This window comes from Vibrio sp. SCSIO 43140, assembly GCF_023716585.1.
GTDB lineage: Bacteria > Pseudomonadota > Gammaproteobacteria > Enterobacterales > Vibrionaceae > Vibrio > Vibrio maritimus_B.
The window spans coordinates 1,132,429-1,154,839 of record NZ_CP071850.1; the positions used below are offsets into that span (position 1 = coordinate 1,132,429).

The 22,411-nt window shown below is 47.5% G+C and carries 16 protein-coding genes; 8 read left to right on the forward strand and 8 right to left on the reverse strand.

Translation table 11 applies throughout. The features are described from left to right. Nucleotides 1–59 precede the first annotated feature (59 nt). From dgcA to mnmC, 8 genes are all read right to left on the reverse strand, one after another. Nucleotides 60–1,025, reverse strand: a complete 966-nt coding sequence (gene dgcA / locus J4N45_RS05395) for an N-acetyl-D-Glu racemase DgcA (RefSeq protein ID WP_503056850.1) — start codon at nt 1,023–1,025, stop codon at nt 60–62. Nucleotides 1,026–1,057: 32 nt separating this feature from the next. Next, a complete protein-coding gene (gene dgcN, locus J4N45_RS05400; RefSeq protein WP_252013976.1) occupies nt 1,058–2,062 on the reverse strand; it encodes an N-acetyltransferase DgcN in 1,005 nt (334 codons plus the stop codon). A gap of 113 nt (nt 2,063–2,175) precedes the next feature. Further along, entirely contained in the window at nt 2,176–3,072 is an 897-nt protein-coding gene (locus J4N45_RS05405; RefSeq protein ID WP_252013977.1) for a LysR family transcriptional regulator, read from the reverse strand. A gap of 220 nt (nt 3,073–3,292) precedes the next feature. Next, the gene (locus J4N45_RS05410; protein WP_234494141.1) at nt 3,293–3,667 is read right to left on the reverse strand and encodes a diacylglycerol kinase; all 375 of its coding nucleotides are present in this window, start codon (nt 3,665–3,667) and stop codon (nt 3,293–3,295) included. A 3-nt stretch (nt 3,668–3,670) separates the two neighbouring features. Beyond that, on the reverse strand, nt 3,671–4,744 hold the full coding sequence (locus J4N45_RS05415; protein ID WP_252013979.1) for a DUF4056 domain-containing protein: 1,074 nt from the start codon (nt 4,742–4,744) through the stop codon (nt 3,671–3,673). Nucleotides 4,745–4,915: 171 nt separating this feature from the next. Continuing rightward, the gene (locus tag J4N45_RS05420) at nt 4,916–6,742 is read right to left on the reverse strand and encodes a GGDEF domain-containing protein (RefSeq protein ID WP_252013980.1); all 1,827 of its coding nucleotides are present in this window, start codon (nt 6,740–6,742) and stop codon (nt 4,916–4,918) included. Then, nucleotides 6,739–7,815, reverse strand: coding sequence for an ABC transporter substrate-binding protein (locus tag J4N45_RS05425; protein ID WP_252013982.1), 1,077 nt, complete (start codon nt 7,813–7,815; stop codon nt 6,739–6,741). The genes J4N45_RS05420 and J4N45_RS05425 overlap by 4 nt, the downstream gene beginning before the upstream one ends. Nucleotides 7,816–8,028: 213 nt before the next feature. After that, the gene (gene mnmC, locus J4N45_RS05430; protein WP_252013984.1) at nt 8,029–10,044 is read right to left on the reverse strand and encodes a bifunctional tRNA (5-methylaminomethyl-2-thiouridine)(34)-methyltransferase MnmC2/FAD-dependent 5-carboxymethylaminomethyl-2-thiouridine(34) oxidoreductase MnmC1; all 2,016 of its coding nucleotides are present in this window, start codon (nt 10,042–10,044) and stop codon (nt 8,029–8,031) included. A gap of 175 nt (nt 10,045–10,219) precedes the next feature. On the opposite strand from mnmC, the gene fabB reads away from it, so the two are divergent. The 8 genes from fabB (at nt 10,220) to J4N45_RS05470 (ending at nt 22,359) form a co-directional block, all read left to right on the forward strand. After that, nucleotides 10,220–11,431 carry a beta-ketoacyl-ACP synthase I gene (gene fabB, locus J4N45_RS05435; RefSeq protein WP_042474295.1) on the forward strand — a complete coding sequence of 404 codons (1,212 nt, stop codon included), beginning with the start codon at nt 10,220–10,222 and terminating at the stop codon, nt 11,429–11,431. A gap of 243 nt (nt 11,432–11,674) precedes the next feature. Continuing rightward, nucleotides 11,675–12,808 (forward strand): 4-phosphoerythronate dehydrogenase, encoded by a 1,134-nt coding sequence (locus J4N45_RS05440; protein ID WP_252013985.1) that lies wholly within the window; start codon nt 11,675–11,677, stop codon nt 12,806–12,808. Next, nucleotides 12,805–13,818: an aspartate-semialdehyde dehydrogenase gene (locus J4N45_RS05445; protein ID WP_252013987.1), complete on the forward strand. Its 1,014-nt coding sequence runs from the start codon at nt 12,805–12,807 to the stop codon at nt 13,816–13,818. Before J4N45_RS05440 ends, J4N45_RS05445 begins: the two co-directional genes overlap by 4 nt. Nucleotides 13,819–14,107: 289 nt before the next feature. After that, nucleotides 14,108–18,361, forward strand: a complete 4,254-nt coding sequence (locus J4N45_RS05450) for a FimV/HubP family polar landmark protein (RefSeq protein WP_252013988.1) — start codon at nt 14,108–14,110, stop codon at nt 18,359–18,361. A 197-nt stretch (nt 18,362–18,558) separates the two neighbouring features. Next, nucleotides 18,559–19,362, forward strand: a complete 804-nt coding sequence (gene truA / locus J4N45_RS05455) for a tRNA pseudouridine(38-40) synthase TruA (protein WP_234494133.1) — start codon at nt 18,559–18,561, stop codon at nt 19,360–19,362. A 179-nt stretch (nt 19,363–19,541) separates the two neighbouring features. Next, nucleotides 19,542–20,471: an acetyl-CoA carboxylase, carboxyltransferase subunit beta gene (gene accD, locus J4N45_RS05460; RefSeq protein WP_042474304.1), complete on the forward strand. Its 930-nt coding sequence runs from the start codon at nt 19,542–19,544 to the stop codon at nt 20,469–20,471. A 42-nt stretch (nt 20,472–20,513) separates the two neighbouring features. Continuing rightward, entirely contained in the window at nt 20,514–21,797 is a 1,284-nt protein-coding gene (gene folC / locus J4N45_RS05465) for a bifunctional tetrahydrofolate synthase/dihydrofolate synthase (RefSeq protein ID WP_252013990.1), read from the forward strand. 13 nt (nt 21,798–21,810) lie between these two features. Continuing rightward, nucleotides 21,811–22,359 carry an SPOR domain-containing protein gene (locus J4N45_RS05470; protein WP_234494131.1) on the forward strand — a complete coding sequence of 183 codons (549 nt, stop codon included), beginning with the start codon at nt 21,811–21,813 and terminating at the stop codon, nt 22,357–22,359. Nucleotides 22,360–22,411: the final 52 nt, after the last annotated feature.

Below are 22,411 nucleotides of genomic sequence, written 5' to 3' on the forward strand. Positions count from 1 at the left end.
ACTGCAACTGCAGTCCGTTTTGGTTTCTAAGTTTATTGAACAATGATTGTGTTATCAGATCATAAACTCAGTTGACCATCTCGAAAGGTTAATCCATTCTTCACATCACTACCTAGCAGCACTGGGCCGTCGAGATCGACGACTTCGGCATTGGTCGCTATTGGTAGTGCCGCTTTCATGGCTAGTGATGAACCCAGCATACAGCCACACATGATACTGAGCCCTGCTGTACGAGCCTCTTTCTCTAGCGCCAGCGCTTCGGTAAGACCGCCGGTTTTATCGAGCTTTATATTGATCATCTCGTAGCAATCAGCCAACTCCCCAAGCTGTTCTCGGGTATGGCAGCTTTCGTCTGCGCATAAAGGGATAGGATGCACAATCCCTTTAAGTAGATGGTCTTGGCCACTTGGCACTGGCTGTTCAATCATGGTGATATTGAACCGCTTAAGTGACGTAAATAGTGCGTTGAGGTCAAGCTGAGCCCAAGCTTCATTTGCATCGACGATGATTTTTGCATTTGGTGCAACAGCACGGATCGCAGCGATCTTATCGACGACGGCTTGATCGTCTAGCTTTACTTTGAGTAGCGTTGCTCCTTGGCTAACATACTCTTTGGCTTGCTCGGCCATGACGGACAGTTCTGCGACGGACACTGTCATTGCCGTTTCTATGCTCGGAGCAATGTTAAACAAGGGAGCAGGGAACTGACTGTCGGCAAGTTGAGCCTCAAGCGCCCATAGCGCGCAATCTACGGCATTACGAGCAGCACCCGCAGGGAAAGATTGCAGACTAAGCCTTGCCTGATTTGGCGTCATTGCAGTGAGCGCGTTAGCGAACTCGGTTATTTGACCGATGACAGATTCGACCGACTCACCATACCTTGGATAAGGTGTACATTCCCCTTCAGCTTCCAAATTTAGATATCGCACGGTGACACGAACCAACTCTGCGTGCGTTCTCGTACCGCGAGAGATGCTAAATGGTTTCGCAAGTTTAATAGAGTGATGATGAGCGGCAATAGACAGCATGTGATGAGCTTCCTTACAGTGATCAAGCGTTAGAGTGAGCGAACGCGCTCTGCGATAGTGTCGACACCAAATCGAACAGGGTCGGTGACCGGCATACCAAACTCCTCGCTCCATTTTAAACACAGTGCCTTCGCCTCTTCGTCAGAAATGTTTGAGGTGTTGAGGCAAATGCCAACAAATTGCACTGCTGGATTAGTGACTCTCGCCGCCATAAGGTTCGCTTCGATCGTCTGCTTTATGCTTGGCAGTGTAGCATGAGGTAAATGGCGAATATGCTCGCGTCCGACTTCATGACACAGTACAAGCGCATCAGGTTGAGCACCATGCAGTAAACCTAAGCTTACGCCAGCGAAAGAGGGATTAAACAAAGACCCTTGCCCTTCGATAATATCCCACTCATGATCAGTAAAACTCGGACTTAGCGCTTCGACGGCTCCTGAAATAAAGTCTGCGACAACCGCGTCTACTGAGATACCCGTGCCTTCAATCAGGATCCCAGTTTGTCCGGTGGCTTTAAATTGGGCATTAATACCTTGCTGTGTAAGTGCTTTCTCAACGGCTAGCGCTGTAAACATTTTACCCACTGAGCAGTCTGTACCGACAGTCAAAAGGCGTTTACCTTGGCGTTTGGCACCTGTGCCCACATCTAGGCGCTCATCATAATGACGAACATCGAACAACTGGATCTTGCCTTGGCTGGCAAGCGTTGCGAGTTCAGGAATATCGGTAAGCCGCTGATGCATACCTGAAGCAATATCAAAGCCAAGGTTAGCCGCAGTAATAAGCGTTTCAACCCAGGTTCTAGGGATGACACCACCAGAATTTGCTGTGCCAATCACTAAGGTTTTTGCACCATTTGCCTTAGCTTGTTCGAGGGTTAGTGCCTCGAGTCCTAGAGAAACGGTTTCTTCAGTCAAGCGCAGTTCGCCTAGACAAGCTTGTGGTCGCCATTGGACGATACCGCGAGCCGTTTTTGCTGCGAGTGGGTCGGTGACATCTCCGAGGAAAAGCAGATAAGGCTGTGCAATGTTCATAGTGTCCCTTACGTTGGATAGCAAATATTGAGTGTCCAAGATATAGGGATAAGGTCGAGCAGACGAATACTCTGTTGTTGCTCGCCTATAACCTCATGTTATAGGCAGAGCAATTACAATGAGGTATTACTGGCTTTTAGAATCGATAGCAAGTTTTTGGTTGCGATAGACATTGCGTGAATATCGCTGGTGAGCAAAGAAACGGAGCAGTCGATGGAATCGCTCAGTGCAACACACTTGAGGTTTTCCTCGTTTTTATATTGATCAGCTGTCCATGGGTCTACGATAGCGATACCTGCGCCAAGCTTGGCGAGCTCAGCGCCTGCGTTGTAGCTACGAACGGTGAATGAAGCATAGAAATCAGGGTTAATAACCCGAATGGCCGCCGCAAGTCTGACTCCAAGCGGGTCTCTATCGTCTAGCGCAATGATACCAATGTCTGTCGCTAGCACAGCAGAGAGTGATATCGAGCTATCTTGTTCTAGGTTGTGTGATAGGTGGTCTTTGGGGAGTAGCACTCGCATTGTCTCTTTTATCAGCCGCTCGTGAGAGATCCCGGCTGGTGTTTCTTCGCCGAACGTTATCGCAATATCAAGTTCATTAGTGAGTAGAGCTTGGCAAAGTTCTGAGTGATTGCCTGTCATCAGGTCAATGGAATAACCGTATTGTTGATTTACTTTAGTGACGATAGGTGGCAAGAGCTTAGATGCCAGTATGGGCGGCGCGCCAACTCTAATATGTTGATGACCGCTTCGCACCTTTTCCGTAAGGGTTTGAAACTCTCCCAATTGACGATAGATTTTTTCAACATCTGGCAGTAGTCGATGTGCTTCTTGTGTGGGGACTAGGCGTCCTTTTACACGCTCAAATAGTGAGAACCCCAACTGCTGCTCCGTGTGAGCGAGCACTCGCGTGATATTGGGCTGAGATACATGCAGGTTCTTGGCCGCACCTGAGACGGTGCCAGCTTGCATTATGGCGTAAAAGACTTCCAGCTGTCGCAGGTTCACGAGCGCCTCGGTTCAATAGGTAGATAGGATCACTGTAAAGCAAATAGCAACAATTGAGAACCTTGTTGCTAGGTGTAGTTTCTGGGTATGGCTTCTAGGTATGGTTTCGAGGTGTAGCCTCTAGGTGTCGCTGGTATGTAACAGAACTACTTAAGATACTGGATACAAAAAAGGCTTAACCTCAAATAGAGATTAAGCCTTTCCGTTTAACTTGTCGGTACTAGCTAAAGTGCATCCAGAGGATCGAGATCCAGACGATGAGTGCTAAGCCGATGGCAAGGAATACGGCTGCGGAGCCGAGATCTTTGGCTCTTCCAGAGAGCTCGTGCCTTTCCAGGCCGACGCGATCAACCACAGCTTCCACCGCTGAGTTCATCAACTCAACGATCATCACAAAGATGACGCTGCCAACGAGAGCGGCTTTTGCAAACAAAGAAACGTCCAATGAGAAAGCGACAATGACAGCGAGGAGCAACGCCACGCATTCTTGTCGAAACGCCGCCTCATTCTTCCATGCTGCAATCAAACCATACCAAGAGTATCGGGCAGCGTAGATTACACGTTTTAGACCTGTGTTTTTTTGGATCTCAGTCATGTCTTAGTTCAACTTTAGAGTGAGTGCGTCGTTTCGATTGTTTTCGTGTTTATCATCAACCGACTTTGAGATATCGCCAATCGCTTGAAAATCTTCATGAGTCCAAACGGATTTGTCCGTTAATGTGCTCGGAAGTATATCAAATGACTGAATCTTGTCAGCTTTTACCAGTTGTAACTGTCCATATTGCTCAAGCTCTTCAAATGGCGTCAAGGATAGAGGCGTACCATTGGTGACGGCATTTGGAACCAGATCTAGGCTAAAGTGATAGTCACGTGTTCTCACTACCCATTTGTTTGGCAGTCGTTTTGAGCTGTCCCACCAAATACCATCAATCTCTTTGAGTTTGGCTATCGTCGTATCTTCGTCCTGCGCATCTAGCATCTTGAGGTGTTTACGGAAATAGTCTGGGAACAGCACGACAAACGCTTCCTGTTTGATCTCAGGGTTTACCTTGAGAATTTCATAAGCGATGAGTGCGCCTAGCATGTTCGAATACAAATCTTCTGGCGAGAACGCAGAAGGGTACTCTTTAAAACCCCCAACAGAGACTAGACCAAACCACTGGGCAATTTCGTGCCATTGTGCTAGGCGGAATGCCATGAGTGCCGCGAGTTTCGCCTCATCGTGATTGTCACTATTTAGCTGATCCAGGTTCTCAAATACGATGCGTCGCTCACGAAGCTCTGTGGTCAGATTTACTTCATAGCTGTTCTCTTCACGTTGCTTGAGAGAGCGATAGAGGTAAAACGCGAAATCAGCAGTGTCTCGTACGTGTGCCGTATCGATGAAACCACCTTTATTAGTGAAAATCAGACCATTGACTTCGTCAGACGTGCCAAACAAGCTGCCGACGACACTCGCAGAGCCGTCGTTAAACACATGAGCATTGACGTCTTCGGTGTTAAGCACGTTTTTGATGGAGTAAAACGGGACAGGGACACTTCCTAATTCCGCTTTAAGACCGGTGCCAAAAGCGCAGCATGGTCTTATCCCTACTGGTACGGTCTCAGTTTCTGCGAAGGTCGGGGCTGCAGCGGTAAGGCTAAGACTCAGTAACAATAGTAATTTTTTCATAAGTAAACCAAATGAGTTTGTGGAACGAAAAAGCGGGAGATTGTGCAGTGTACGTATCAGCGCTTTGTCAAAAAAATGCAATAATTTATGGTTTCGATAATAGTAGTTTGTCGTATTCAAATTAGCCATTTTGCGCCAGTTGATTGAAAGTAGACCAAATAGTCAGCGTATTCACTGCTTATTCTCGGACGGCTCTGATTGAACCTGGTTTCGACCCTTCTCTTTTGCCCTATACAAAGCAGCATCGGCATTCTCTAATAACAATTGTGTGGCGATTTGCTCGTCAACAACCTGGTGAGAAACGCCAATGGATACGGATAACACACCAAATGGCTCATTGCCTGTATGAGGGATTTTTAGATCACTGACTTCTAATCGCATTCGCTCGGCGAGGACTAACGCTTCTTGGTGACTCACGTTGATAAGTTGGGCACAAAACTCTTCACCGCCAATTCGAGCGACCATGTGTCCGCACGGTGCGAGTATATGTTTAAGCGCGTTGGCGACATACCTTAGGGCAAAATCGCCTTGAACATGACCGTAAAGGTCGTTGTACTGTTTGAAGTGGTCGACGTCGATCATCATAGTGGTAATGGTACTTACGTAGAGACTGTTCGCGTGATGCTCTAACTCATTCATAAATTGACGGCGATTAGGAAGTCCGGTTAACTCATCGGTTTCAGCCGCGATGTGCAGGCGCTGATTCGCTTCAATGAGTTCATCTTGTAGCGCTGTCATCTCTTTTTGGTTTCTCATCCGGATGTGCAGTTCACTCACTGTCGTCGATAATCGACTCAAAATAGTCTTTTGTGTATCGCTCCACGGTGAGGGCCCTCTGGTGTTTGAAGCGACTAGTAAGCCAAATATTGACTTGCCATCAATCAGAGGAAAGATGGCAACAGATTGAATGCTCAGTTCCGATAGCATTTGATATTCCGTTTCGGCATCGCGTTGCAAAGTATCGGTGTCATTGATTAAGATCGGCTCGAGTGAGCGCAATCGACGTTGTAAAAAGGTCATTGAATCTATGTTGAAACCTTGGCCGTAGGGGTTGTCACTGCCATCTGAGCGCCAAGAGTAGCGATACTTTGCTACGTTGTCTTCTACAGCAAGGACGCTCAGTCTGTCGATGTTAAGTAGGCTTCCGATAGGTTCAAACGCTCGATACATGACCGTCGCCATGCTCTCTTCATTACACGTTAAAATATTCAAAGACATGTCTGCCAAGATTCGGTGAAGTTGGCTTTGCGTTTTATAGGCTTTCGTTTGGAGCTGGATGCTTTGCTCTAACTGATTTTGGTGGTGGAGAAGCTGTCTCTCGGTTCTTCTTTGCGCCGCAATGGCGCGTCTAGAGGTGCTGTTGAGTTGTTGTAGTGCCTTGGCAACATAAGAGAGTTCATCATCGCTTTGAGTGAGGCTTTCAGGGAGCTCAAGCTTGCGGGTGGTTTTAGGGTTAATAGTTTTAGATAGCGTGTATAGCTCCTTCAATGGCTTAGTAACCAGCACGTAAATAATGATGATGACCACCAAAATGATCACTAACGCTTCTAAGGTGTTGAGTGCCAACCCTAGCCAGAGGCGCGACAAGACTTCTTGTTGTATGAGTGCGTCGTCAATATGGTAGGAGAGTATGCCTAAGAATCGCCCGTTGTACCTCAGTTCATAACTATGGTGGTCGTTAGATTGAAAGCTATCATCGCTGGAGCTGATTTGAGTCCCGTCAATGCCATCTAGACGAATATCTCGAATGTACTTGTCTTCACTAATACTGACAATGAGTTGCTCTAGTTGTCGCAAGTCTAGATCCCAAAGTGCTTCTGAAATGGGATGACTGAGCGAGCGAACATGCCGGGTCGCATTGTTTTCGATATCCACCAGTTCTTGTTGGTATTCAACGTAAGCTTGAATATTGATATTGACGATAGCCAGCAGACCGGTGACCACGAGCATGATTGCGATGATTTTGTGTCTTAGCGTTTTGATTGGAAATGACTTCATTGAGCCTCCCCGAGCTGAGGGGAAAACGGATTAATGGGGTTTGCTCGAATATCGATGCGTTTGAAGTCGATGTTGTTCCAATCTTTTTGCTTTATGATGTCAAACAAGTCTGAAGGATACATAATCGGTTGGAATAGGTTGTATTTGGTGCGCTGAGGCCAAGGCTCTCCGTTGGCATAATGATAGATTTTCACTAACGCCAAGCCAACCGCAGTAAAGTGCCCTCCAGATAAGGATGCAATTTGTTTTTGAGCAAGCGCATTCAACACTTCGGCCGACGTATTGATGGTACCAATAAAAACATCTTTTCCGGCCGTTAGACCCACATCCTCTAAAGCGCGAATAGCCCCAAAGGCCATGTGATCGTTAGCTGTCCACAGATAACGAATGTCTTTATGACGGTTTAGTAGAACCTTTGCTTGCTCATAAGCGATGGATTCCTGCCAGTCACCATAAACTCGTTGAGACAGTGACACTCGCTCTTCCTGCATAATGAACGATGTGGCTCCCGCTTCACGGTTAATAGAAGCGGGCGTGTTTTTATCGCCAGATATCAAGACAAAGTCACCTGGCACACTTCCCCCACTCGAAAACAAGCTTTGAGCACTCAGGTAACCGATGTTGTAGTTGTTAGGAAATACCCCAGGTAGCAGGCGGTGTGCATATTTGGGATTTGCGTAGATGATGCGTTTTTCGCTTGCAGTTAAGTCATTAAGGGCGAAGGTGACTTGACTTGCGCGCGGCGCTATTGGCTCGAGAAGGTTTTGCCCCGATCCTTTTTCATTAACTAGGATAACGAAATCAGGCTCCGGTGCTTTTTTCATTCGCTCAGCAAGCTTTTGCTGCGTGAGAATGCGGTCCCGCTGACCATGGATAATTTCTAGTTGGATATCAAGCGACTGTGCGGCTGCTATGGCATATTTGTCTACATCGCCCCAAAAGCTCTCATCTGAAAAGCCTGGATTGACGAATAGTACTTGGATGTTGGCCGAGCGCGACTCCTCCCCCTCCGTGGAGGCAAACGTGATATTCCCCAAAAAGCAGCAAGTGACAAGCACCCAAAACAATTTCATACAAACACTCCCTGTGTTAGAGGGATTATGGGAGCGAACAGTGCACGCGTCGAACTATTGTGAGCCGAATCACGTGGTTTGTTTGGTGATTCTCATTTTTTGAACTCTGATTCAGCTTTGAGGCAAGTAGAACCTGGTTGGAGCTGAACGGTTTGGCTTGTGGCGGAGAAAGCGAGGGGCATTGTCCCTCGCTTTGGGAGCTTGATATGGTGACTAGCTGTCGCTCAGTGGTTTAGATTTGTTCATTCGCTTAATCCAAGCTCTTGAGGGATGCAGCTGAGACAGTACGTCGACAGGCAGGGGTAACGGGTCACCACATATCTGTGAAGCAAGCGTTTCAGCGAGAAGAGGTGCAGAGCTTAGACCGCGGGAACCCAAGCCCAGCAAACAATAAAGGCCAGTGTAGTTTGGCAGCTTCTCTGGCTTCGATAGTGCGTCACTATAACTCTTGTCGAGCGAGGCAAAATCGGTGACTGGTCCCATGAAAGGTAAGTGATCACGACTGACGGTTCTGATGCCTTGGCGCGCTTTGTTATCACTCGTGTCAACGTCATTGACCCAATCGACGCTTGGGATACAGGCTCTCAGTTTAGCGCCATTCTCTTGTTGGGCGATGTCGTCAAAATCAGTATCAATATTCTTTCTGTCGTAGCTAGCCCCGATACAGTGAGTCATTGTCTTTGGATTGTGGGGCGTCATATATCCGTCGTAGCAGAGCACTGATTGAATCTTTTGAAGCACGCTGGTGGTCGGTATGTGGCTTACCTGTCCTTTGACTGCCGTAAGATGCAGCGGCTTAGTTTGCTCGATTTGTGTAAACTCATGACCGTTAGCGATGATCACAGCGTCAAAGTGTGGTGCTTGTGGTTCACTAGAGTTACTTAGCAATATTTGCCATTTGTTTTCTTCTATCTGGGTCAGAGATGCCACTTCGCTGTTGAAGTGAACCGACAGCATTCCAGAGGTCTTGTAATGTTCGATTAAACCTTTGGTGAGCTCTGCCGGGCATAGCCAGCCTCCCAATGGATAATTGACGCTAGCGTGCGGTGATTCCACACCGATTGTAGCGGTGGTTTGCGCCGCATCCAATCGTTGAATGAGCTCCGTCGGGAAGTTGCCAGAGAGCATTCTTTCCAGTTTTTTTTCTGACTTCTCGTCCCACATCAATTGTGTCACCCCGCACCAATCATGGTCGAAGTCAAAACGTGTTGCCGCCTGTTCAGCAAACTGTCGCGCATACAGGAAAGCGGGAGCAAAGACGCGAGATACGCCCTGATGTTCGCCATTTAGGAGCGGATAGACAGCACCTTGTCGGTTACCTGATGCGCCCTGTGCCGGCTCATTGTCCTTACAAAAGAGTGTGACCTTGATACCGCGTTGAGCTAGAGAAGCAACAAGGGTTGCGCTGGCAACGCCACCACCGACAATGGCAATGTGCTTAGGATTCGAGTTCGCTTGACGATAGTAAAGAGCATCGTAGTTAGAGAAAGGTGCTTTGTTTGCGATATGGCCAACAATCATGTCTCGCTTAGTACCGAAGCCCTTCGCTTTTTTCATATCAAAGCCGGCTTCGATAAGACCGCGACGAACAAAACCCGCAGCGGTAAACGTCGCGCAGGTACAATCTTGTTTGGCAAGTTTGACCATATTGTTGAACAGCTCTTGGTTCCACATCTCAGGGTTTTTGCTTGGCGCAAATCCATCTAAGAACCAGCAATCAACCACACCTTCACTTGGAGTCGGAACCAAAGGCATACAATCTTTAATGTCACCAAACCAAAGATCCAGCGTGATCGCGCCGTCAGCGAGCACGATGCGGTGACACTCTGGTACAGCAATAGGGTAGTGCGCTTGTAATTGCTGAGCGTACTTCGCCAGTTCAGGCCATGACTGATGAGCTTTAACTAAATCTTGTTTGGATAGTGGGTATTTTTCAAAGCTGATGAAATGCAGCTCTTTGAGTGACGCGTCTGGGTTTTGCTCTCGGAACTGCTCAAACCATTGCCACACCGCAAGAAAGTTAAGTCCGGTACCAAAACCTGTCTCCGCAATGACGAAGCGACGTTGGCCGAGTTCGCTCCAACGCTCCGGAAGTCGGTTTTGCTTCAAGAATACGTAACGAGTTTCTTCTAAACCATTGACATTAGAGAAGTAAACATCGTCAAATTGATCGGATACAGGGGTTCCCGACTCATTCCAGTCGAGTTGAGCATGAGTGATGGAAGTCATAATTTTGACACTTATCTTGTGTTATACCCGTTTGTAGAAAGTTATCACAACTACATTTAGTGGGGCATCGATAGCATTTATTGATGCGAATTGTACGAATTTATGGGAAAGCTGACCACTTTTATCCTGTATCTTCGTTATCATTTAGCCGTTTTTGAATTTATAGGAATGTCACATGAAACGAGTCGTAATTACCGGTATGGGTATTGTTTCGAGCATCGGTAACAACGTGGAAGAAGTTTTAGCGTCTCTTAAAGCAGGCCGTTCTGGTATTAACGCCTCTGAGCAATTCAAAGAGATGGGCCTTCGTTCTCAGGTTTGGGGTGATCTGAAAATCAACCCAGCTGAGCATATCGACCGTAAGAAAATGCGCTTCATGGGCGACGCAGCAGCGTACGCTTATCTTTCAATGGAGCAAGCGATCGAAGACGCGGGTTTGACAGAAGACCAAGTTTCAAATGACCGCACGGGTATTGTTGCGGGTTCAGGTGGTGCATCTGCACTTAACCAAACAGTTGCTGTTGATACGCTTCGCGCTAAAGGTGTGAAACGTGTTGGCCCTTACATGGTACCTCGTACTATGTCTTCTACTGTGTCAGCATGTCTTGCGACACCGTTTAAAATCCGTGGTGTGAACTACACAATGAGCTCTGCATGTGCAACTTCTGCTCACTGTATCGGTCACGCAATGGAGCTTATCCAGCTTGGTAAACAAGATATCGTTTTTGCTGGTGGCGGCGAAGAGCTAGATTGGTCTCAAACTATGATGTTTGATGCGATGGGTGCGCTATCAACTAAGTACAACGAAACGCCAGAAAAAGCGTCTCGTACTTACGATGCTAACCGTGACGGTTTCGTTATCTCTGGTGGCGGCGGTATGGTTGTCGTTGAAGAACTCGAACACGCACTCGCTCGTGGCGCAAAGATCTACGGTGAAGTCGTAGGTTACGGTGCAACGTCTGATGGCTACGACATGGTAGCACCATCTGGTGAAGGCGCTGTGCGTTGTATGAAAATGGCGATGCAAGACGTTGAAGTGATTGATTACGTGAACACGCACGGTACATCAACACCTGTAGGTGACGTGAAAGAACTTGGCGCTATCCAAGAAGTGTTTGGTGGCAATAGTCCAGCAATCTCTGCAACTAAAGCGATGACAGGTCACGCCCTAGGTGCAGCAGGTGTGCACGAAGCGATTTACTCAACGCTAATGCTACACCACGGCTTCATCGCGCCAAGCATCAACGTTGATGAGCTAGATGAAGCAGCTCAAGGTCTAGACATTGTCACAGAAACGCGTGAGCAAGAGCTTAACACGGTAATGTCAAACAGCTTTGGCTTTGGCGGCACTAACGCAACGCTAGTACTGAAAAAATATCAAGGTTAATCCTGGATAATCAGTTTCAATGATTTCCAGAGCTGATCAGTGAAAACTGGTCGCAGACGCAAGTTTTAGCCCCTGGAGAGCGGGTTAGAATCCTTTTGTTCTGGATCTTGCCCAGCCTTATGGCTGGGCATTTTTCTTTCTAACACTCCAGTCAGACTCGCTTTGTGTATCGTTCACTCGACACCTGCTGATATATCTTGCACAATTCAGCCTATTGTAAGGACAACCCCTTTGGATACTCCCATGAAGATTATTGTTGATGAGGCAATGCCTTATGCTGTCGAACTGTTTAGTCAGCTAGGTGAAGTCATCGCAAAACCTGGCCGTGAATTAACGGCGGACGATCTCGTTGATGTCGATGCATTGATGATTCGCTCAATCACTAAGGTTAACGAAGCGCTATTGGAAAAGGCGAACAAGCTTAAGTTTGTTGGAACGGCAACGGCAGGAATGGACCATGTTGATCAAGCTTTGTTAAAGCAGCGCGGCATCTTCTTTACTGCAGCGCCGGGTTGTAACAAGGTCGGTGTTGCTGAGTATGTCATCAGTAGCTTGATGGTGATCGCCCAGCAACAAGGTTTTTCTATCTTTGACAAGACCGTTGGCATCATTGGCTGTGGCCAGGTGGGTAGCTATCTACAAAAGTGTCTACAAGGTATCGGCATTAACGTATTGCTTAGTGACCCGATCAAACAAAATGAAGGTGATGAGAGAACCTTCACCGAGCTAGACACTCTGCTTGAGCAGTCTGATGTAGTCACTATGCATACCCCTATTACTCGCGACGGTGATTACCCAACACATCACTTAATCAATCAGGCGCGCCTTGCTAAGTTTCGAAGCAACCAGATCTTGATCAATGCTGCACGTGGCCCTGTTGTTGATAACGAGGCATTAAAGCAGCGACTACTTCAGAATGATGGCTTTACCGCTGTATTAGATGTGTTCGAGTTTGAGCCAGTAGTTGATTTTGATCTATTACCTCTGTTAACGTTCGCGACCCCTCACATCGCCGGTTATGGTCTTGAAGGTAAAGCTCGTGGCACCACCATGATCTTCAACAGCTATTGTGAGTTTCTTGGGTTGTCTGAACGTGCAAACCCTGATGCACTTTTACCCGTTGCGCCAATTCCTGAATTGACGCTTGATCGTGCTTGGGATGAAGCAGCACTGCACAGTATGACGCAGATCATCTATGATGTACGCAAGGACGACGCCATTTTCCGTCGTGAAATCCACAACGAAAATGGCTTTGACAAAATGCGCAAGTTTTATTGGGATAGACGCGAATACGGCGCTGTCCTTGTTAAGGGTGATGAGACATGTAATCTCGCGCCGTTAGCAGAACTAGGATTTCAAATCGAGGTAACTAAATGAGCCAACAATTTAATATCGCTGTATTTGGAGCAACAGGTGCTGTAGGTGAAACTATGGTCGAGGTGCTGCAAGAACGTGAGTTTCCGATGGGTGATGTCTTCCTGCTAGCGAGTGAGCGCAGCGAAGGTAAAACATATCGTATCAACGGAAAAACAGTGAAAGTTGAGAACGTAGAGAACTTCGATTGGTCACAAGTCCATATCGCACTCTTCTCTGCAGGTGGTGAACAGTCGGCAAAATGGGCTCCGATTGCGGCCGATGAAGGCGTCGTTGTGATCGACAACTCCTCAAACTTCCGTTACGACTACGATGTGCCGCTAGTTGTTCCTGAGGTTAACCCAGAGGCAATCGCAGAGTTTAGAAACCGCAATATTATTGCTAATCCAAACTGCTCGACGATCCAAATGCTGGTGGCACTGAAGCCAATTCATGATGCTGTAGGTATTGAACGCATTAACGTGACAACGTATCAGTCGGTGTCCGGTGCAGGTAAGAGTGGTATCGATGAACTAGCAGGCCAAACGGCAATGCTGCTAAACGGCAAGCCAGTTGAGCCAAAAGCGTTTGGTCAGCAAATCGCATTTAACTGCATCCCACAAATTGATCAGTTTATGGATAACGGCTACACCAAAGAAGAGATGAAGATGGTTTGGGAGACCCAAAAAATCTTCAATGACCCAAGCATTATGGTCAACCCAACGTGTGTTCGCGTACCGGTATTCTACGGTCATGCGGAAGCGGTTCACCTAGAGACTCGCGCACCTATCTCTGCAGAAGAGGTGGTTCAATTGCTTGAGCAAGCTGAAGGTATCGAAGTGTTCCACGGCGAAGATATGCCAACGCAAGTTCGTGACGCGGGCGGTAAAGATCACGTGATGGTCGGTCGTATTCGTAACGATATTAGCCATCATAGCGGCGTTAACTTGTGGGTTGTTGCGGACAACGTACGCAAAGGTGCTGCAACCAACGCGGTACAAATTGCGGAAGTGTTGATTCGCGATTATTTCTAGGTAGTGGCTTCTAGGTAGTGATCTCTAGGCAGTGGCTTCTAAGTCGTTGCTTCTGAGCTGCGATAACATCGCACACCAATTGCGTGAGTGAGGGTTTTAGCGCTCTCTTGTCACTTTTTAATCAAAGGCTCCGTTTTAGGGGCCTTTGTGCTGTTAAGCAATGTAAAAATGGTACCAATATCATGCTTGAATCATGTTTTTTCAAGGCTGAACTATAGTTTTGGAGTGATTATCCGATATAGTACCGAGATAAGAATTGTTTTATTTATTGCAGATAGCTGAGCCTTCCATGCATCATTTTTTAAAGCCCTTGCTAGTGACGTTAGCACTAGCAGGAGCGACAACACCTTTTTCAATCAGCGCTGACACTATTCGATTAACCGGTCCTAACGGCGAAGTCATCTCGGCTCCGCAATATTCACAACCGGTACGCCAAGCCGTCGCGTCAGATTCTGACTCGCCTGCGCGTTATTATGGACCAACGGGACCAAACGAAACCCTATGGTCAATCGCAAGTCGATTTAAGCCAGCAAATGCGAGTGTTCAACAAACCATCTATGCGTTTTACGAGCTAAACCCAGGGCAGTTTGAGCAGAATAATATTCATCAGCTTACCCCCGGCAGCGAGTTACGAATCCCGTCTAATGAGTTAATCAATCGCGTTGACCTACAAGAAGCGCTCGCTGTGCTTTCTGCACACCAAAGTAAGCTCAACCAGAGCGTAGCTCCTGCACCAGCTCCTAGACCAGAACGTGCTGTAACGCCGAGTTCGTCAGTTGTAGAACCGTTGGTTACAGAGCCTTCGGTCGCAGAGCCGACAAAGGTTGCAGATAAACCACCAGTACCCGCGCAGCCGATAGTTAAAGCGACTCCAACGCCAGAAGTGGCGGAGACCAAACCGTCTGTGCCTAAGTCTTCAGCTTCGGGTACAACGAAAGCTGAGCCAGATGCGACGCAAGCACTTAGAGAAGAGCTAAGTCGCTCTGAAAGCGAATTGCTTTCTCTGGAAGAGCGTAACCATCAGCTAAGACTCATGCTGTCAGAAGTACAGAATGAGGTCGAAGTCCTAAAGACGGAAGTGGATAACGAAGAGCGCATTCGCAGTGAAGTTGAGCGTCAGCTTAGCGAAGAGAAGCGCAAGCAAGCTGAGCTTGCTCGCTTGGCACCTAGCCAACTTGACGTTTGGTTAGCCAAACCTTGGTTCGTGGCATTGCTGGCGAGTATTCCTGCTCTTTTAGTTGGTTTACTGGTGATGATGATCATGCGCTCACGCAAGCGCAGCAATGAGCCTGCGGTTTCGAAAGCGGTAGAAGATAATCAGATAGCATCAAGTAATAGTCCTGAGGCCGCAGGAGCTGCTGCGATAGGCGGTGCAGCGCTCGCCGCAGGAGCGGTCGCAGCTGATGAAGAGGAAGACCTATTCTCAGATGATCTATTAGCGGGTCTTGAAGAAGAGGACACTACTGACGAAGAGCCTAAGGAAGATGCTGAGCCTGATGTGTTCGCGGACCTTGATGAAAGTGACTTCGATTTCAATCTAGATGACGACGACGACCCATTTGCCAGCATTGATGATGATGGTGAGCTGGATATCGGCGTGGTCGATCTTGATGCTAGCAACAACGGTATCAGTGTTAAGAATGGCGAAAAAGCACTGGGTCTTGAAGAGATGGAACGAGCGCTTAATGATGTCGCCGTGCCGGGTGATGACGTTGATGACCTCGATTTAGATCTGTCAGATGAAGACGATAGTGATGAAGTGGTCTCTCAAGACGATCTAGATAGCCTGTTCGCTAATTTCAGCCTAGACAGTGATACAGAATCCGATAAAGCGCCGATTGACGATGAAGACAATTCTTCGCTCGACCAGGCCCAGATGGATGAGTTACTTGCAGGAGACGATTTTGACCTCGATGAAGGTGACATCGATCTTGATGATCTATCCGCAGACTCACCGCTGGCCTCACTCGACAAACTGATTGCTGTGGATAGCAACTCGACAGACAGCGTCGCTGAAGACAGCAATACACCAGATCTAAATACCCACGACATTGACGAAAGCTTCGATTTAGATTCGCCAAATGAAGCCTCTGAAAGCGTCGGTAATGACGATATTGATGACCTGTTTGCCCAGTTCTCTCAAATAGATGCAACACCGGAGTCAACGACGGATACCGATGCACAAGTAGCGAACGAAACCGACGTTGATTTACTTGATGAGATGCTCGAGGACGACTTTGAGCTATCCGATCTTGATGATTCAGATTTGATGCTTGATGAGGTCTTGTCTGCTGAAGATGCGCAAAGCCAATCCGATGATGACGACGTTCACTTATTAGCGGACGAAGATGACAATCTAGACGAAAGCAGTACTGACCTGCTAGATGAAGTCTTGTTTGAAAGTCATCTTTCTAGCTCTACTCAAGATGAGTTAGATGATGACTTCGACCTAGATCCTTTCTCTTCTGATAGCTTGTTAGGATCTGACATTGCTGATGAAGACAATACAGTTTCATCTGTTGAAACGGTTTTGGACCAACAAGAAGATGAACTGGATTTAGACGACATCGATGCTTTATTGGCCGAGAATTCTCTGGATAGTTCATCCCAAGATGCTTCTGAACTCGAAGCATCCGACGATATTGCTGCTGACGAGAGCTCAGCGGTTGAAGAATTGTCTCAAGCAGCCAGTGAAACGGTAAGCGAAGTTGAAGCGTTTGACGCGCCGCAGCAACAGTCAAACGAAGAGCATCATGAGCTCGAAGTTGATCTAGAGGATACGGCGGTCTCCGAAGACGACATTGACGCGTTGCTAAATGAAGTCAGTGCCCAGCAGTCGGAAGAGAAGGCCGTGCCAGAGCCGGTGGATGTAGGCCTAACTGCTGCTGAGGCTGACCCTGAGGTTGAAACTGTCGATGAAGAGGCTCTCGACGCTCATCAGTCTCTGGAAGAACCTTCTCTAGAGCTTGATGCGGAACAGGATAGTGTTGCGCCGCAAGCGCTGTCAGAGCCGACTTCGGACTCGTCTGCGGACTTTGAGTTTGCACCAGAGATTGAAGGTGCAAGTAACCTAACTCATGAGGAAGATAATTCCGAGCAGGCACGAAAAGAGTTGGATGCTCTGGTCGCTAATGAGTTTGGTATACCTTCGGACGATGATTGGCTTGTAGACGACGTAGAGAGTGCGTCATCTGATGCTAAGTCAGTCGCAGCTGAGTCAGATTCGTTTGAATCTCAAGAGACTGAGCCTGTTGAAAGTGCTACGGCATCAACCGAAACAGAGCTTGATGATGCGGATTTTTTAGCGAACGCTCTACAGAGTGAATACGGTGAAGAGCAAGCCTTTGCAGATGCTGAAGGTGTGGGTGAAGACTTACCGATGTCAGAGGACTCTGCTGACGGTGAGTTTGCTTTTGCTGATGACGAGCTTCCAGAGTACAGCGAGGAAGATGCGATTGCTGATTCTGTGCAAAGTGCACAAGAGCAGGCACCTGTCGCTGAGACACTCTCTGAAGATGAAGTGCCAGCATTAGAACAAGAGCCGACGCCTATACAGAACGACTTGCCAGAGCCTGATAACGAGCTTGTCGACGAAGATTTTGAGTTCCCTGAGTTCACCGAGGAAGACGCGCTGTCAGAGGTTGCTCATGAGCCATCGGAAGATGTCGAACCGCTAACAGTAGGCGAAGACAGTCGTGAGCTAGAAGAGATAAGCTTAGAGTCGATTCCTGAGTATGACGAGCAGCAAGCTGCGATGGATTTTGCTGGGAATGATACCGAGGCCGTTAATTCAACAGAAGGCTCAGACATTTCAGAGCCGTCTTTCGCGCCTCAGGAGATGGTTGGGGAAACCTTAGATCACTCCGAAATCGACGCGCTTGCTGATGCCTTTAATATGGTTGACATGTCAGCTATTGAGCAAGAAGGCAACTTAAATGAGCTACTAAAAGATGGTGATAATGCAGCCTTCTCAAATATTTCTCCCGTCGATCAAACGACAGCGGATAGTGCCGGTTTGGACATTGAAGCGATGCTGCAAGATGCACCAACATCGGATGCGGGGGAAGACTGGAACGGCTTTACGCTGACCGACGATCAACGTGCGGCGATCAACAGTGATATTCCTGCAGAAGAACAAGCGATTTGGAATGACAATGATGCTGGCTCGTTAGCGAAAGCAGCGGATGAAGACTGGTCTTCTCAAGACCCTGACTCCGACTTTGATGCTACAGATAGTCAGTTCATGACCATTGATGAGCTTATGGCTCAGGTGCAAGATGGTGAAGAGTCCGACAAAGATGAAGAAGAGCTAAAGCTTGATGTGGGCTTAGATGAGTTCCCTGATGTTATCGGTCAAATATCCGATGTCGATGTCGATAGCGACTCCGAAGCAGCGGGTAATCTTGATATGGCGAAAATCTATATTGAGATGAACGATTATGAGGGGGCGATTAAGCTACTCGAAAAAGTGTTGCTTGAGGGGGCAGGGCAGATTGAAGACGAAGCCAAACGGCTGCTGAGTAAGTTATCTGAGTATCAATAACCTTTGATAACCCAACTCTAAGTAAAGGAAAAACGGTGGCTGACCACCGTTTTTCCTTTTTTGCTTATTAGCAAAAGTAGCGAATGACCACATCCAAACAGATAAATGACCTTGCATTCACAGGCTGTGACTTTATACAAACGACACTTGCGTATATACTTTGCCCCCTTTGAAAATTCACAGATGCAGAGTTAACGATGAAAGTAGCATTAGGTATTGAGTATAACGGTGCAAAATACTTCGGCTGGCAGAGACAGCGTGAAGTTAATAGCGTTCAAGAAGAGCTAGAGAAAGCACTCTCCGTTGTCGCCAATGAACCTATCGAAGTACAGTGTGCTGGGCGAACTGACGCTGGTGTCCACGGTACAGGGCAAGTGGTGCACTTTGAAACTTCTGCAATCCGTAAGCCCGTAGCATGGACGATGGGCGTCAATGCAAACCTTCCCAAAGATATCGCCGTACGTTGGGCTAAAGAAGTGCCAGAAGCCTTCCACGCGCGTTTCTCCGCGACAGCACGACGTTACCGTTATGTGATCTTCAATCATGATTTGCGTCCTGGCATTTTATCTTCTGGTATCAGCCATTATCATGGAGAGCTTGATGTTGAAAAAATGCATCAAGCTGGTCAGTACTTGCTAGGTGAAAATGACTTTACTTCGTTTAGAGCGGTACAGTGTCAGTCTCGCAGTCCGTGGCGTAATATCATGCATTTAAATGTGTCTCGTCATGGCCCGTATGTTGTGATCGACATTAAAGCCAATGCCTTCGTACATCATATGGTTCGCAACATCACTGGCAGCTTGATTGTCGTTGGTAAAGGCGAGCAGCCACCAGAGTGGTTTGAATGGCTGCTGGCGCAGAAAGATCGCAAACTGGCAGGAGCGACCGCTAAAGCGGAGGGCTTGTACTTGGTTGACGTTGATTATCCTGATGAGTACCAGCTCCCAGAAATGCCAATTGGTCCACTATTTTTGCCAAATGATTTGAACTCTGGCTGGTAATTTCGCTCATATTGATGAGTGAATAGTTGCATTAATAAAGAGTTACGGCTTGGTCACAAGGATAGGTACAACCAGTTTTTTATCTACAGTTTGTCTGTAATATGGTTTAATCCAACGGCATTAATTAGAATTTAACACTTTCGCCATTTTGGCGGGGGTAACAAGAGATAAGGTCTTCCATGAGTTGGCTTGAAAAGATTTTAGAAAAAAGTAATAACATTGTTAGCTCGCGCAAAGCGTCAATCCCAGAAGGTATCTGGACTAAGTGTACGTCGTGCGAGCAAGTTCTATATCACGCTGAACTAGAGCGTAACCTAGAAGTTTGCCCTAAATGTAATCATCACATGCGCATGAAAGCGCGCCGTCGTCTAGAGACTTTCCTAGATGAAGGTAACCGTGTTGAACTTGCTGCTGAACTTGAGCCTCAAGACAAACTTAAGTTCAAAGACTCTAAGCGCTACAAAGAGCGTATTTCTGCTGCTCAGAAAAACAGTGGTGAGAAAGATGCACTTGTTGTTATGCAAGGTGAGTTGCTAGGTCAACCAGTGGTCGCTTGTGCCTTTGAATTCTCGTTCATGGGTGGTTCTATGGGCTCTGTTGTGGGTGCTCGTTTTGTACGTGCAGTAGAAGCGGCTATGGAAAACAACTGTGGTCTGGTCTGTTTCTCTGCAAGTGGCGGCGCACGTATGCAAGAGGCATTGATGTCTCTGATGCAGATGGCGAAAACCAGCGCTGCACTTGAGCGTCTATCTCAAAAAGGTCTGCCATTCGTTTCTGTCATGACTGACCCAACAATGGGTGGTGTATCAGCAAGTTTGGCGATGTTAGGTGATATCAACATTGGTGAGCCTAAAGCGCTTATCGGCTTTGCGGGTCGTCGTGTTATCGAGCAGACGGTACGTGAAGACCTGCCAGAAGGCTTCCAACGCAGTGAGTTCCTGCTAGAGCATGGTGCGATCGACATGATTGTTGATCGTCGTGAAATGCGTCAGCGTGTGGGCAGCTTGCTAGCGAAAATGACAAATCAAGCGTCTCCTCTTGTGGTCTCTGTAGAAGATTCTCCAGAAGAACCATCATATGAAGTACCAGAAGCGGACGAAAAAGGGTAAAGTACTCACTAAGTTATCAAACGTTAAGATATTGACGGCTAAATGAGTTCACAATCCATTCCTCAAGCCACATCTTCACTACAGATGTGGCTTGATTACTTAACCAGTATTCATACCAGTGCCATAGATCTTGGCCTAGACCGTGTGTCAGTCGTGGCGCAAAAAGGTCAACTCACCAAACCTGCTCCTAAAGTTATTACCGTTGCCGGCACCAATGGCAAGGGATCAACGTGTGCTTTGATGGAAGCCATCTTGCTCGATGCAGGTTATTCGGTTGGTGTTTACAGCTCACCACACTTAATTCGCTACAACGAACGCGTTCGTATCAATGGCAGCGAACTTCCCGACGAATTTCATACCAAGGCATTCGCCTATATTGAACAGCTTCGTGGTGATGTGAGTTTAAGCTTCTTTGAGTATGCGACACTTGCCGCGCTGAAGCAGTTTCAAGAGCAGAACGTTGATGTGGTTCTGCTCGAAGTTGGACTAGGTGGCCGACTTGATGCGACCAACGTGGTTGATCATGATGTGTCAGTAATTACCAGTCTGGCCGTGGACCACGTAGATTGGTTGGGTGATGATATCAATGTCATCGGTTTTGAAAAGGCGGGTATTTTCCGCTCTGGCAAGCCTGCGATTTGCGGACAACCTAAGCCACCTGCAACGGTTCCCGCTCATGCTGACGATATAAGCGCGGAGTTCTACCAAACGGGTATTCAGTTCGATTATGCTCAGACCTCGGATTCGACATGGACATGGCATCATGGCACGTTCACGCTAGAAGACCTTCCAATCCCTGTTTTGCCATTAATGAATGCCAATACGGCGCTGATGGCGCTCGGTGCTGCTAACCTTGATATCACGGATATCAATATTGTTAATGGGTTAAAGCAAGCACGCTTAGCGGGTCGCATGCAGGTGTTAGCGGGCTCACCGACGACAATTCTTGACGTTGCACACAACCCGCATTCAGCAGAGTATTTAGTAGCACAATTAGGTCGACTCTATCCTGAGACTCGATTCAAAGTGGTTATTGGTATGCTTCACGACAAAGATATCGAGGAGACCATTCGAGTTTTGAATCCTCTGACAGAGCACTGGTATCCTGCTTCTTTAAGTGGGCCTCGCGCCGCCTCTGCGGATGAGTTGTGCTCACATCTAGAGTCCAATGAGACACTAACTCGATACGATTCACCAGTTACGGCCTTTGATGCAGCCAAAGCGGATGCGCAGCCAGAGGATTTGATTCTGGTCGTAGGGTCGTTCCATACCGTTGGTGAGGTTCTCGCGCATTGCGGCGGTACGAGTAGCCAGGACGAAGACTAATCTAGGAGAAACGATGGCGAGTAAATTCCAAAGCCGTTTAGTTGGGACCATAGTATTGGTCGCTGTAGGGGTGATCATTCTGCCTGACTTACTTGATGGTAAGAAACTGCATTACAAAGAAGAGTTTGCCAGCATTCCTCTTAAGCCAGAGATCAATGCGGATGTAGAGAGCTTTGAAGTTCTGGAGCCAGAAGAGGACATCTCTGTCCTTCCGGAATCGCCAGTACAAGCGACTGTTGGTGAAGAAGTGGTAGAGGAGCAAAGTCCGCCAGCTGATATCGTCGACGTTGCGGTACAAGAGGTTCCAGAGCGCAACGATTACGCAGACAGTGCTTGGATCATTCAACTGATGGCGCTAAAAAATGCCGATAATGCACGTGCATTAGTAGAGGATCTGCAAAAGCGTGGCTATCAAGCTCATGTGAAACAAGAAGCGACATTTACTCGCGTCATTATCGGTCCAGATGTTTCAAAAAGTAAATTGGAGAAGCAATTGATTGAATTGGAGGAAATTACCGGTTCTCGAGGTCAATTGCTCAAATTTAAACCACTAAATCCATAAGAAAACGTTTGCGTCGCGCGTTTTTCTGTTAAAATGCGCGCCAACTTGAGAT